Raw genomic sequence first — 12,690 nt, 5'->3', positions numbered from 1 at the left:
ATGGTACCGGGCACATCAATGGTATTGAAAGCTTCCGGAGTTTTACCAAACGAAGGCCCGCCAAATTCAACGGCGTAACCAAAAACTTTGATTTGCACCTGAAGGAATGCGGATGGCGATGGAACCGAAACTCTGATGAACTGGGTCACCAACTTTGGGGGCTTTTTAAAGTAAATTTATATAAAGCTGCTAGTCTAGAGCCCTTTTAATTTAAATTCGTTTAAATATTTTGCCATAGAAAACTACACCTAATAAGTTAGGATAGTGTCTAACTTTGGTGTGCAGTTCAAAGAGCAATCTTTATTATACTTCTTACTTTAAGCAGAACTACAGAGCAACAAGTTGCGAAAATAGTTACCAATTAATACACAAGGGCTTAGAAGGTTAAATAAAATACTAATAATCGCTTCATAAACAAGGTTTCCCCATAAAGTTAGATTTTTCATGCGTTGTCCAAATGAATTCGGTTACAATAACTAGAAATTTTCCTCTCTTCCACAACCTTGTCCCGAGGATTCTGCATCATGTTTTCCAAAAGCATAACCGTTGAAAAATACGATCCCGAGCTGGCTGCGGCCATCGCGCAAGAAGTGCGGCGTCAGCAAGACCACATCGAACTGATCGCTTCTGAAAACTATGTGAGCTGCGCTGTAATGGAAGCGCAAGGCAGCCAGCTCACCAACAAATACGCCGAAGGCTATCCGGCCAAGCGCTATTACGGCGGCTGCGAATATGTCGATATCGCCGAACAGCTGGCTATCGACCGTGTAAAAAAACTGTTTGGTGCCGAATACGCCAATGTACAGCCGCATTCCGGATCGCAGGCAAACCAAGCGGTTTACGCAGCGGTTTTAAAACCCGGCGACACCATTTTGGGCATGAGTCTGGCGCACGGCGGGCACCTCACCCACGGCGCAAGCGTCAATATTTCCGGCAAACTGTATCACGCGGTTACTTACGGTTTGGACGAAAACGAAGTGCTCGATTATGCCGAAGTGGAACGCTTGGCGATGGAACACAAACCGAAAATGATTGTGGCCGGCGCATCGGCCTACGCGCTGGAAATCGATTGGGCGAAGTTCCGCGAAATCGCCGATAAAGCAGGGGCATATCTGTTTGTCGATATGGCGCACTACGCCGGCTTGGTGGCGGGCGGCGAATACCCCAACCCTGTGCCTTTTGCCGACTTCGTAACCACCACCACCCACAAAACCCTGCGCGGCCCGCGCGGCGGCGTGATTCTTTGCCGCGACAACACCCACGAAAAAGCCCTCAACTCAGCAATTTTCCCCAGTCTGCAAGGCGGTCCGCTGATGCACGTGATTGCTGCCAAAGCCGTGGCATTCAAAGAAGCACTGGAGCCCGGGTTCAAAAACTACGCCAAACAGGTGAAAACCAATGCGGCGGCAATGGCCGAAGAGCTGGTAAAACGCGGCCTGCGCATTATTTCCGGCCGCACCGAAAGCCACGTTTTCCTGGTGGATCTGCGGCCGAAAAACATCACCGGCAAAGCCGCCGAAGAAGCCTTGGGCAAAGCACATATCACCATCAACAAAAACACCATCCCCAACGACCCTGAAAAACCGTTTGTTACCTCGGGCATCCGAGTCGGCACCGCCGCCATCACCACCCGCGGCTTTACCGAAGCCGATGCCCGCGAGCTGGCCAATCTGGTGGCCGATGTGCTGGAAAACCCGGAAGACGAAGCCACATTAAACCGCGTGGCCAAAGCGGCGACTGCTTTGTGCGAAAAAAATCCTGTTTACGGATCTTGATTGAAGATACGCGTGCAGCCAAAGGCCGTCTGAAAAAATTTCAGACGGCCTTTTAAATATCTTTTAAATAGGGGTTGAAGTAGCTTAGCCCTAAATACCACACCAATCCCGCAAGATTTTCAACTGCTCACTTGGTGTGCCAAAGTTGAAACGAAACCCGCATTCTTTCAAGAATAAGGGAAAAGACTTCCGGTCGATTCCGTTGTATTTGCGTAGCACACGCTTGGCCTGATTCCAAAAATTCCCAATGCCGTTGATGTGGTTTTGTCTCTGGGCAAATGTCTTGCCGTGGTTAATCCTATGGTGGTGAAAACCGCCGACATCCAGGACATCATCGCTGCTTAAACTGTCGGTATACACCACACTGTCCGGCATGATTTTCTTCGCAATAACAGGCAACAAACTCTCTTTTTTGGCGTTATCCACGACCACGGTATAGACCTTGCCGCCACGTTTGAGGATGCCGAAAATCACCACTTTGCCTGCGGCTCCTGTGCCGCGTTTTCCTTTGCGCTTACCGCCGGAGCAGCTCTCATCTGACTTTACGGAACCTTCAAAAACCTGATCGGCCTCCAAGGCCGAATGACGGCTGATGACGAGGCGGATTTTGCGGTAAAAGAGTATGGCGGTGTTGGGCCGGATACCCAAGACATCGGCAGCCGAGCGGGCGGTAACTTCCGGCACAAAATATCTGAGTAGTCTTCTGTGATTTTTTGCTTAATTTACAGTTTGTTATCTTCATTTTAGCATCCTGTCATGACTGCTAATCTACATCAGCCCCTTTAAATATACAGCCAATCCACTTTATTTTTCGTTATAGCAGCTCTGCCACACCTTGCCACACTGTCTGCCTTATATCAAAATAAGTGGGTTCACTACCACCACAACCGCTGCTTATCACGGCAGAACCAAACCATACATCAGGCCGTCTGAAACGGTTTCAGACGGCCTGATGTATGGTTTGCCCCGTCTGCCCACCTTCCCTGCCGTTGAAAAACTCCGCCGCGCCGCCCTCGAAAAAGCCCTGCAAAATCGCCTGTGCCGCCACTTGGTCAAGCAGGGCTTTCTGCTTTCTGCCGAACACCCGGGCTTCGGCCAGCAGGCTTTCGGCATACAGCGACGACATCCGCTCGTCCACCCAATATACAGGCAGTTTGAAACGCCCGTGCAGACGGCGGCCAAACTTGCGGCTCAAGCAGGTCAAACGGTGTCCGCTGCCATCGGCGTGAACCGGCAGCCCCACCACAAACTGCTTCGGCTGCCATTCGCGCACCAGTTTATCGATAGCGGCAAACTTGGCTTCGTTGCCGATGCCCGTTACCGTTGCAATCGGATGCGTCGTGCCCACCTCTGCATCACCCTCGGCCACGCCTATGCGCACCTCGCCGAAATCGAACGCCAATGTGGTGCCGTGCGGTGCTTCAAGCATGGCCGGCTCCGCTCATCATCATGCCGGGGTTTACGCCGATTTTGGCAAATGCCGCCCCATAACGCTCTTCATAGGGCAGATCAAACAAAATATGCGTATCGGCCGGCACGGTAAGCCACGCGTTTTCTGAAAGTTCCCGCTCAAGCTGGCCTGCCTCCCAGCTCGAATAACCGATGCTGACTACGGCTTTTTCAACTGCACCCGGCCGTGACAGGTTTTCGATGATGTCGCGCGAAGTGGTCAGTGCCACCTTGCCGTTAACCGTCAAGCTGCTCTGCCAGTTGCCCACCGGCGTGTGTACCACATAACCGCGGTCGATTTGGACGGGGCCGCCCATCATCACCCACTCGTTTTGAAAACGCTCGGGAATGGCGCTGTCGGCAGCGGCAAAAATCAAATCCATGGTAACGGGGGAAGGTTTGTTGATCACAATGCCCAACGCGCCCTCTTCTCCGTGTTGGCACAAATAAACCACGCTGCCCTCGAAAAACGGGTCGTCCAACGAAGGCATGGCCACCAAAAAATGGTCTGCTAAATTCATGATTCCAAACTCTTCTGAGTAATGATTCGGATGCAGCCCAACATGGGGGGCTGGCATGGTTTTTACAAGGCGTAAAAACAAGCTGCCCCGATGCTTTTTTCAGACGGCCTCCGGCCTATTTTTACCTTAACAAAAATAAACATTAACCATGCCGTCTGAAACTTATACAATATCCGTCTGTCTCAATATACTGGCAGACTGTGGCTTTATTTCCATACCGGCCGCACACCATAAACTCATTATAATTTTTACTTTAACAAAGATTAAAATAACGATACATTACATTTATTGCCGTTAAACCTGTTTCTTGCTGAAAGGATACCCTATGCAAACCCAAGCCGTAATCGACCATATTGTCGGCTGGCTCAAAGATTACGCCGCCACCGCCCGAGCCAAAGGCTTTGTTGTCGGCGTGTCGGGCGGAGTGGATTCCGCCGTGGTATCCGTTTTAACCGCCCGCACCGGCCTGCCCACCCTGCTGCTCGAAATGCCCATCCGCCAGAAAGCCGACCAGTCCGGACGCGCCCAAGCCCATATCGAAGATTTGAAAAAACGCTTTCCCGACAACGTGCAGGGCATGAGCATCAACCTCACCCCCGCTTTCGACACTTTCGCCGCCACCGTTGATGTCGATGAAGCCGACTACCCCGCCAAGCAGCTCGCCTTGGCCAATGCCCGATCGCGCCTGCGCATGGTAACGCTTTATTACTATGGCCAAATCAACGGCCTGCTGGTTACCGGCACCGGCAACAAAATAGAAGATTTCGGCGTAGGCTTTTTCACCAAATACGGTGACGGCGGCGTGGACATCAGCCCGATAGCCGGCCTGCTCAAAAGCCAGGTTTACCAACTGGCCGCCGCACTCGATGTGTCGCAATCCATCCAATCCGCCCCGCCCACCGATGGTTTGTGGGACACCGACCGTACTGACGAACAGCAGATCGGCGCCACCTATCCCGAGCTGGAATGGGCAATGGGCGTATATGGCTGGAACACCCCCGAAGACTTTACCGGCCGCCAACGCGAAGTGCTGGAAACCTACACCCGCCTGCATCAGGCCATGCAGCACAAAATCAATCCGATTCCCGTATGCGGTATACCCCCTTCGCTATTGGCACCGTAACCCCCATCACCCAAACAGGCCGTCCGAAAACCGTTTTCAGACGGCCTGCCCTCCATTCAAACAATCACAGCCATAAAATATCGCAACACCGTAAAACTTGCCAAACCGCCGCGCCGCCACTAAAGTTAAGGCCGTCTGAACCACCACCAAAGCCCACCGATATGCTTTTCGTTCTCTCACCCGCCAAAAACCTCAACGAAAAAGACCCCGCCCCGGTTACCGAATACACACAGCCCGCACTGCTTGCCGAAGCCGGGAAACTGATGGCCGAAGTGCGCCTGCTTGCGCCGCAGCAAATCGCCGAACTGATGCATGTTTCCGACAAAATTGCCCTGCTCAACGCCGAGCGCAACGCCGCTTGGCACACACCCTTTACCCCCCAAAACGCCAAGCAGGCCGTGTATATGTTTAACGGCGATGTGTATGAAGGCCTGGACGCATCCTCGCTTGACAACCAATCCGTTGCCTATCTTCAAAGCCGTGTACGCCTGCTCTCCGGTCTCTACGGCCTGCTGCGCCCGCTTGATCTGATGCAACCCTACCGTTTGGAAATGGGTACGCCGTTTGCCAACTCACGCGGCAAAAACCTTTACGAATTCTGGGGCGGGCGCATCACCGGACTGCTCAACCAAACGCTGGAGGAAAGCGGCGGCAACACACTGGTTAATCTGGCCTCGCAGGAATACTTCAAAGCAGTCGATACTGCCAAACTCAATGCCCGCCTGATTACCCCCGTGTTTAAAGACGAAAAAAACGGGCAATACAAAATCATCAGCTTTTATGCCAAGCGCGCCCGCGGCCTGATGGTGCGCTATGCCGCCAAACACCGCATCACCGAACCGGAAGCCTTGAAAAATTTCGACTATGAAGGCTATGCGTTTAACGCTGCCGCGTCCGGCGAAAACGAATGGATATTTTTAAGGAAGGAACAATACAAATAAAAACAAAAAACTAATGCCCTGGCGGCGCAAAATGCTTGGCAGGCGCACTATTTTGCGATAACATTTCCGCCTTCAAGAAACGGAAGCGTGGCAGAGCGGTTTAATGCAGCGGTCTTGAAAACCGTCGAGGGTTTGCGCCCTCCGTGAGTTCGAATCTCACCGCTTCCGCCAATCTTGAAATCCAGCACAAGACCGGAGGTGTGGCAGAGCGGTTTAATGCAGCGGTCTTGAAAACCGTCGAGGGTTTGCGCCCTCCGTGAGTTCGAATCTCACCGCCTCCGCCAAATAAAAACAACCCGCCCGATTTCGGCCTGCCCCAACTTAAACAGTTTAACCATCAATCAAGCGGCTTTAACTTCAAAGGGTTGAATCCTATATCAAACAGGATTCAGCCCTTTTCATTCTAACTTAATCCTATTCAGACAGCCCTCCAACAAACCCGCGCCCCTCCCCCCTTTGAAAGCAGGGAGGCTTACCACAGCGCACCGCCGGCCTGCTCCACACCATTATTTCAGCAGCAATAATAAAAGCCCTTAGGCATAAAAAGTGTAAACAACCCTGCTTTTTTCGACAATCCGAATCCGATCAAACTGCCGGCTTTTTATCACAGCCGCTCCTGCTTTAAGCCAAGCCCGCCTTTCAGCAGCCCCGGCTGATTTTCAGACGGCCGGCTTGCACCGGCTCAAACTGTTGCTTCATCGGATTTTTTGGATTTAGGTTTCAGACCTTTCTCTGCATATTGCCGACACGGCACCCGCCGGCACACTCGGCCGGAGCGGGCGTTTGCAGGCGGTATTACCCCCATTTGCCCCCGCCGATGGGTGCCGCCATGATGGATGCCGCCATAAAAAACTGCACCCCATAAATCGGGCAGTGAGTCCGAGTTGTGGGGTGCAGTTTGCTTCGTTGGGTTGTTTTTTAAGGTGTTGTTTTTTAAGTAAATGAATCAGCGGCTTCGGTTTATTGATACATGATCCCGTTATGCTTCAACCAGCCATCGGCATGGCGGCCTTTCGGGTCGTGGTGCGTCCAATGAATCACGCCGCCTTGTTGCGACCATTCGTATTCGCCGTAAAAATCCACCGTATCGCCTTTTTTCAGCCCTTTGATTTTCTGAGCCAAATCAATATTGTGTGCCACCAGCAGCGTTTGCCCGCCGGCCAGCTTGAGAATAAAACGCTGGTGGCGCGATCCTTTGTTGTCGTCCGGCAGGGTTTTCACCACCACGCCGCTACCCTCCACTTGGATATTGCTCTGCTTTTGTTCATAGGCCGTCTGAAGGATTTGCCCGACCCTCTGCCGTCTCTCTGTCTGCACCCCCTGCTGTGTCGGTTGCTGCGGCTGATTCTGCCAATGCTGATAACCAAACCATACGGCAGCAGCCACCGCCGCCCAAATCAGGTTTTTCTTCATTTTTCTGTTCATGCAACGCTGTTTATTTGAATTTTTCAGACGGCCCAATATGCGCAGAAACCTTTCAGAATCTGCTCAATCCTTTACAGGCCGTCTGAAAACCTGCCGGCACAAAACTTGCCGGATTTTTCAAACGGCTCAATATCCAATATACGCTGCAAACCTTTTCAAAAGCCCTCGAACCGTTAAGGCCGTCTGAAATCCCAAAGCCTCTGCAAAACCGCTTACGCAAAACATATTTTTCGCCCGAGCCGCTTACCGAAACCCGGTTTCAGACGGCCTGCCTTCATGATACGGCAGGTATCAGCGTTTATATTTCAGGCTGTATTTGATTTCCGACATAGCGGCTTTAAGATTGTAATCGAGAATTTCTTCCACCAAGGCGGGTGCCTGCTCGCTCAAAATCTGCTGAAGCTGATACGTGAGAGCTGCAGTTTGCTTCTGCACCGCCACCCGCACCATGCCCGCCACTGCATCGGTGAGGTGCGGACGCAGCCGGCGGGTTAAGCGTTCCAACAACTCCTGCTCCGACAAACACATCACCGGCTTGCGCGGATCAACCTGTGGATTAATAACTTTCACCGTAACCGGCAGCCATTCCCCGGCCTCTAAGGTTTCTTCGGTTTCTGCAAACACGTTGCCGTCTTCTGCCTGCCCTGTTTCGAGCTCATGCCCGGCGGCAGGCTCGGCAAATGAAATACTCTGCCGCTTAGGGTTCAGCCAAACCGTGCGTTTGCCTTCTAATTGACTGTCGTCTATCCGCGCTGACTGCAACGCGGTTTGCGCAGCCAGCCAGTCTTCCTGCAACAGCACGGTGGTATCGGTTTCGGCGGTAATCGTGTCAGCCAGCGGATCGTTGTGTTCCTGCTGCCATTGCTGTAAATACTCGCGCAGCATCCGTTCGGCTGCTTTGGCATTCAATTGCGCCTCTTCCTGCACAGGTTTAACCTGCCGTGCGGCAACTCGAGGAATCGGAGCCGGGCGTTGCACCTGCGGCCTGACCGCCGCACTGCGGCCCAAATGCCGCTGCTCACGCAACTTTTCCAAACCTTTCTCCCAATCGAATTCTTCTTGGCCGTTATTGTTGCCGGACGACTCCGGCGTGTTGGGGTTAGTCATCTTGTTTATCCTTATTGCCTGCGCCTTTCTGCCGTTTTACTGCAAACCCGCCCGTTTTGCCGTTATGACAGTGCTGCCGTGCGTTTCAGACGGCTGCAACCCTCTCCGACATTCGAAAATATAGGTTTCCCAATCATTTATCCTGCTTTACAATGCCGAAAAATGCCTGCTTCCTGCCCGATGCTACTATACTAAAGTTAAATCCGAGTTTGCGCTATAATGTTGCATTCTAACAGATTCCCGAAAGAAAAATCATGAACAGCATAGAGCAACGCTTGGAATATCTTGAAGAAACCTGCGATGTTTTGCGTATGCAGAACCATGTGCTGGCCACAGCTTTCAAAGGCATGGTACGCGCCCTGCCCGCCAATATTGCACAAGACGTGATCGAATCGGTGCAGCTTGCCTTTGAAGATGCCTTGGACGAGCTTAATTATGAAGACAGCCCGCACACGGATTTATTTCATGATGTTACCTACGCCTTCTTCCGAGAAAAAGAACGCTAGAAATATTCAAGCATATGATTTCACCAACAAAAACCAAAATTTAAAATATGTTGGAAATGCGTATTTTTGCGAGCTTGTGTTAGAATAGCCACTTTAAAAACTTTATCAGGAATACCCACATGAACATGAAAAAATGGATTGCCTCCGCCATCGCCTGCTCTGCTTTGGTTTTAAGCGCCTGCGGCGGCCAAAGCAGCGGGTCTGCCCAAACCGGCGCAGATGCCGCAAAAGTGTACCACGTTGCCACCAATGCCGAATTTGCTCCGTTTGAATTTATGAACGCCGGCAACCAAATCTCCGGCTTCGACATCGATCTGCTCAACGCCATGTCGCAAGCAGGCAATTTCAAAGTGGAATACAAACACCAACCGTGGGACAGCATTTTCCCCGCCTTAACCAACGGCGATGTCGATATCCTGGCCTCCGCCATCACCATTACCGATGAGCGCAAACAAACAATGGACTTCACCAACCCCTACTTTGAAATCAAGCAAGTGATTTTGGTGCAGAAGGGCAAGAATATCCAATCGGTCGAAGATTTGAAAAAAGCACAGAAAGTAGGTGTGGTAACCGGTCAGACCGGCGATTTTTCCGCTTCTAAAATCCTGGGCAGCAACAACCCCAAGATCGCCCGCTTCGAAAGCCTTCCGCTGGTAATTAAGGAATTGGAAAACGGCGGACTCGATGCAGTGATTTCCGACAGCGCAGTTGTGGGCAACTACATAAAAAATAACGGCGACAAAGGTTTCAGCATGGTTGCCGTACCCGATTTCGAAGTCGAAAACTACGGTATGGCCGTACGCAAAGGCGACACCGCTACGCTGAATATGCTGAACGATGCATTGGCCAAGGTTCGAGAAAACGGCGAATACGATAAAATCCAAAGCAAATATTTCGCCCAATAACAGTATCCGCAGCCCGCTTCAACAAAAACGCCCATGCTTAAACTGCACCTCCCAAACCGGACACACAAACCAACCCGGGAAGTGCAGTTTTTTTATGGCAGAATACACGGTTTTTATCGGCAAAAATTACGGGATAGCAGATTAACACAGAGCATATCCCGCAAGGTGGAGTGTGGATAATACGGTGCCGGAGAGTTCTCTGGTGCATTGAAATTGTGGCGTGAGGGAAAAATGAGTGCTAAAAATCCTTGGAACCCTTATCCTGAAAGGCTTTCAAGGATCCAAAAGTTTTGAACACAAAAATGCCCTTTTGCTTCCCCAAAAAGCATCAAACGTAACGGTACCGGAAACAGCAAGCAGCGTTATCAATACACAATTTGTCTAAAGCGCTTTAGATAGCGGCAGACGCCTTGATTCCGGCCAATTATAGCAGCCCTGCACCAACGGCAAACAGACAGCGCAACAACTTGCCGATCACTGCAAAGCCATCAGTCGCCATCTGCAAAAAAAGCGGCCGCAAAAAACCAGTTTGCCGTCCCGAATGCCGGTCAGTCTCATCGATACCGCCTATTTTGGGTAGAAACTTCGGCATCATGGTTCCGTATGACGGCACCAGCAATCAGGCCTTATCGGTCGATGAAGTCGAATATGAAACCAATGCACTATATCTTGCAGCAGTTCAAAAAATAAGAAGAAAAGGCATAACAATACAAAGCATTACCTGTGATGACAGACAGGTTTGATACGGATGTTTCCCAACATACCGATACAGCCCTGCCGGTTTCATTATAAAGCAGCGACAGCTTTTGCACGGTAAATTGTTAGCTTTTGCACGAATTGGCAACAAAAGGAAACAGTAGCTTTTGCATAAATATCATGTGTTAAAGCCGCTTTAAAATTTGAAAATCATAGGCTCTAGACTAGCAGAATAGCTCTGTTAGCCTAGAAAAATGAAATATAACACCAAGTTAAGTGACCATCAGCTCAAAAAATTATCAAGCATTTTTGTGTCGGTATAGAAGCCTCAAAACCGCTTTGCTGACAGGCTTCAACCGCAATACCATCAACCACCGGTATCGCATTTTCAGGCACGAAATATACCGCTGCCAAAGCGGGCAAAAAGACCTGTTATACGGCAGCATAGAGGTTGATGAAAGCTATTTGTAGCGCGGTTTCCATGGCAAGTCAAAGCGTGGCAGAGGAACGCTTAAACAACCCGTCTTTGGTATTTTCGAAAGAGACGGCAGGGTTTATACCGAAATCGTTCCTGATTGTAAAAAGCAAACACTTCAAGCTGTTATATTGGGAAAGTCTCTCTGGGTGTTGTTTATTCTGATAGCCGGCGCGGTTACAGCGGCCTGGTCGATGCCGGCTACTCTAAACATTTGCGCGTTAATCACGGACAAAATGAGTTTGCAGATGGTACCGGGCACATCAATGGTATTGAAAGCTTCCGGAGTTTTACCAAACGAAGGCCCGCCAAATTCAACGGCGTAACCAAAAACTTTGATTTGCACCTGAAGGAATGCGGATGGCGATGGAACCGAAACTCTGATGAACTGAGTCACCAACTTTGGAGGCTTTTAAAGTAAATTTATATAAAGCTGCTAGTCTAGAGCCTTGTTTTTTAATTTAATTTCAGAAATGTATCACTATATTGAGTGTTTTTTCTTTTTAAGCTTCTAAATTATTTTGTGATTAAGAGATAAAAAAGAAGAAAGCAAACCTAAAGGTTCATTAAGCCTGTTTTTGGGGCTATACCGAGCATTGCTTGTCGTGATTTAACGTGTACCGACATAAGTTTTACCTGTATTTGAAAGAAGCTGGATTTTGTTTCAAGCATAAGGCATTATGATTTGTATAAGTGCTGTTGAAGATGCTGAGAGGAATCCTTTAAAATGAATTTTGATTCTTAGACTCTCGATTCAATTTACTGGTATTTAAGGCGAAAAAATAACGTAAAAAATATTGACACTTTCCAAATCCTCGATATAATTAAGCCTATTTTCCCCGATAGCTCAGTCGGTAGAGCGACGGACTGTTAATCCGCAGGTCCCTGGTTCGAGCCCAGGTCGGGGAGCCAATTTTTTAAAAGCCTAAGCAATCATTTAGGTTTTTTTCTCCGCCCAACCTATTGGGTGGAGTGCTAAATTTTTGCTGAAAAAGACCGGCACCATCCAATAATGCAGCATGTTCGTACAAGTGTTTCGGCACGCACGAGATGGGCATACTGATGCTTTCCTAACAGACATTTCCGGCAAAGCATCAGGAAACACCGGATTGAACCGGCCAACTTGCCCATGTGTGATGCAAGTTATTCTATCTAAAATCATTAATCCCTACTTCAGCCAACACAACTTAATTGCCGTTCGGATAGGTAAAACAAATGATGGGTGCTTACCCATCTGTTTTTCCAATACACCGACCATCGTCTGATTCAGCGTAATACCTATGATCCGCCCCGCTTTGGTTTTGTCAGGATAAATCCAAGCTGTCTTTTGTTGCAGGTTTATTTGCTCCCACTTCAAATCCAGCACATTTCGTTTCCTGAATCCTGCAGCCAAACTTGAAAATCGCCATATCGGCTAGGTATCCGAGTAAAGCTGCGATGAGTTTCTGTGCTTCGTTCTGCATCAGCCTGTGGACGTGCCGTCTGGCTTTCCTGTATAACGTGATTTTCGGTACGTTTCCCAACCATTGCCACTCATGCGCAGCTATGTTCAAGATGGAACGAATCAATGCAAGATAGCGGTTTTTAGTTCTGTCGGAATAATTGACGCATCCAACGAAGTCGTGGTTCATATCATGCAGTGTTAAATATCGTGCAAAACTGAGCCAGGGAAACGGGGAGTTGTGCTCCAAAATTGAGCCACTCTCCGTTTGTTATAAACTGCTCCGCTTTATCACACAGCGGAGCCCAACCTGGATGTTATGCATG

11 protein-coding genes, 3 tRNA genes and 3 pseudogenes are annotated in these 12,690 nt (G+C 49.7%); 11 read left to right on the top strand and 6 right to left on the bottom strand.

Annotation, left to right across the window (positions count from 1 at the left end):
* Positions 1-209, top strand: a pseudogene (locus IR141_RS10785) (IS1595 family transposase); the annotation flags it as partial.
* Positions 210-524: 315 nt separating this feature from the next.
* Positions 525-1,775, top strand: a complete 1,251-nt coding sequence (gene glyA / locus IR141_RS10780; protein ID WP_135037057.1) for a serine hydroxymethyltransferase — start codon at positions 525-527, stop codon at positions 1,773-1,775.
* Positions 1,776-1,865: 90 nt separating this feature from the next.
* Here glyA and IR141_RS10775 read toward each other — a convergent pair.
* The 3 genes and pseudogenes from IR141_RS10775 to IR141_RS10765 all read right to left on the bottom strand — a co-directional run bounded on the left by IR141_RS10775 (position 1,866) and on the right by IR141_RS10765 (position 3,745).
* Positions 1,866-2,517 (bottom strand): annotated as a pseudogene (locus tag IR141_RS10775) (IS1595 family transposase).
* 198 nt (positions 2,518-2,715) lie between these two features.
* On the bottom strand, positions 2,716-3,204 hold the full coding sequence (ruvX, locus tag IR141_RS10770) for a Holliday junction resolvase RuvX (RefSeq protein ID WP_135037053.1): 489 nt from the start codon (positions 3,202-3,204) through the stop codon (positions 2,716-2,718).
* Complete coding sequence (locus IR141_RS10765) at positions 3,197-3,745, bottom strand: YqgE/AlgH family protein (RefSeq protein WP_135037050.1); 549 nt, start codon at positions 3,743-3,745, stop codon at positions 3,197-3,199. The genes ruvX and IR141_RS10765 overlap by 8 nt, the downstream gene beginning before the upstream one ends.
* A 325-nt stretch (positions 3,746-4,070) precedes the next feature.
* Here IR141_RS10765 and nadE point away from each other — a divergent pair, with 325 nt between their 5' ends.
* The 4 genes from nadE (at position 4,071) to IR141_RS10745 (ending at position 6,093) form a co-directional block, all read left to right on the top strand.
* Positions 4,071-4,868 (top strand): NAD(+) synthase, encoded by a 798-nt coding sequence (gene nadE, locus IR141_RS10760; protein ID WP_135037047.1) that lies wholly within the window; start codon positions 4,071-4,073, stop codon positions 4,866-4,868.
* A gap of 161 nt (positions 4,869-5,029) precedes the next feature.
* Positions 5,030-5,809 (top strand): peroxide stress protein YaaA, encoded by a 780-nt coding sequence (gene yaaA / locus IR141_RS10755; RefSeq protein WP_135037063.1) that lies wholly within the window; start codon positions 5,030-5,032, stop codon positions 5,807-5,809.
* Positions 5,810-5,890: 81 nt separating this feature from the next.
* Positions 5,891-5,980: transfer RNA gene (locus IR141_RS10750), tRNA-Ser, on the top strand.
* A 23-nt stretch (positions 5,981-6,003) separates the two neighbouring features.
* A tRNA-Ser gene (locus IR141_RS10745) sits at positions 6,004-6,093 on the top strand.
* A 676-nt stretch (positions 6,094-6,769) separates the two neighbouring features.
* On the opposite strand, the gene IR141_RS10740 is transcribed toward IR141_RS10745, so the two are convergent.
* Together IR141_RS10740 and IR141_RS10735 are read right to left on the bottom strand one after the other, a co-directional pair.
* Positions 6,770-7,234 (bottom strand): DUF3465 domain-containing protein, encoded by a 465-nt coding sequence (locus IR141_RS10740; protein ID WP_228068239.1) that lies wholly within the window; start codon positions 7,232-7,234, stop codon positions 6,770-6,772.
* A gap of 291 nt (positions 7,235-7,525) precedes the next feature.
* Positions 7,526-8,341 carry a hypothetical protein gene (locus IR141_RS10735; protein WP_135037044.1) on the bottom strand — a complete coding sequence of 272 codons (816 nt, stop codon included), beginning with the start codon at positions 8,339-8,341 and terminating at the stop codon, positions 7,526-7,528.
* A 254-nt stretch (positions 8,342-8,595) separates the two neighbouring features.
* Between IR141_RS10735 and IR141_RS10730 the strand changes: the two genes are divergently transcribed.
* The 5 genes and pseudogenes from IR141_RS10730 (at position 8,596) to IR141_RS10710 (ending at position 11,835) form a co-directional block, all read left to right on the top strand.
* The gene (locus IR141_RS10730; protein WP_135037042.1) at positions 8,596-8,847 is read left to right on the top strand and encodes a hypothetical protein; all 252 of its coding nucleotides are present in this window, start codon (positions 8,596-8,598) and stop codon (positions 8,845-8,847) included.
* Between the two features lie 119 nt (positions 8,848-8,966).
* The gene (locus tag IR141_RS10725; RefSeq protein WP_135037039.1) at positions 8,967-9,752 is read left to right on the top strand and encodes a basic amino acid ABC transporter substrate-binding protein; all 786 of its coding nucleotides are present in this window, start codon (positions 8,967-8,969) and stop codon (positions 9,750-9,752) included.
* Between the two features lie 410 nt (positions 9,753-10,162).
* On the top strand, positions 10,163-10,495 hold the full coding sequence (locus tag IR141_RS10720; RefSeq protein WP_135033362.1) for a hypothetical protein: 333 nt from the start codon (positions 10,163-10,165) through the stop codon (positions 10,493-10,495).
* 207 nt (positions 10,496-10,702) lie between these two features.
* Positions 10,703-11,344 (top strand): annotated as a pseudogene (locus IR141_RS10715) (IS1595 family transposase).
* A 415-nt stretch (positions 11,345-11,759) separates the two neighbouring features.
* A tRNA-Asn gene (locus IR141_RS10710) sits at positions 11,760-11,835 on the top strand.
* A 256-nt stretch (positions 11,836-12,091) separates the two neighbouring features.
* Here the strand turns inward: IR141_RS10710 and IR141_RS10705 are convergent.
* Positions 12,092-12,316, bottom strand: coding sequence for a tyrosine-type recombinase/integrase (locus IR141_RS10705; protein WP_228068238.1), 225 nt, complete (start codon positions 12,314-12,316; stop codon positions 12,092-12,094).
* Positions 12,317-12,690 lie beyond the last annotated feature (374 nt).

The organism is Neisseria sp. 19428wB4_WF04 (assembly GCF_015235335.1).
Lineage (GTDB): Bacteria > Pseudomonadota > Gammaproteobacteria > Burkholderiales > Neisseriaceae > Neisseria > Neisseria musculi.
This window is presented reverse-complemented; position numbering and strand designations above follow the sequence as displayed.

Bases quoted from the DNA above. Each gene is read 5' to 3' on its own strand.
- glyA (WP_135037057.1), top strand. From the start codon at position 525: ATGTTTTCCAAAAGCATAACCGTTGAAAAATACGATCCCGAGCTGGCT.
- yaaA (WP_135037063.1), top strand. From the start codon at position 5,030: ATGCTTTTCGTTCTCTCACCCGCCAAAAACCTCAACGAAAAAGACCCC.
- IR141_RS10725 (WP_135037039.1), top strand. From the start codon at position 8,967: ATGAACATGAAAAAATGGATTGCCTCCGCCATCGCCTGCTCTGCTTTG.
- IR141_RS10730 (WP_135037042.1), top strand. From the start codon at position 8,596: ATGAACAGCATAGAGCAACGCTTGGAATATCTTGAAGAAACCTGCGAT.
- IR141_RS10765 (WP_135037050.1), bottom strand. From the start codon at position 3,745: ATGAATTTAGCAGACCATTTTTTGGTGGCCATGCCTTCGTTGGACGAC.
- nadE (WP_135037047.1), top strand. From the start codon at position 4,071: ATGCAAACCCAAGCCGTAATCGACCATATTGTCGGCTGGCTCAAAGAT.
- IR141_RS10735 (WP_135037044.1), bottom strand. From the start codon at position 8,341: ATGACTAACCCCAACACGCCGGAGTCGTCCGGCAACAATAACGGCCAA.
- ruvX (WP_135037053.1), bottom strand. From the start codon at position 3,204: ATGCTTGAAGCACCGCACGGCACCACATTGGCGTTCGATTTCGGCGAG.
- IR141_RS10740 (WP_228068239.1), bottom strand. From the start codon at position 7,234: ATGAACAGAAAAATGAAGAAAAACCTGATTTGGGCGGCGGTGGCTGCT.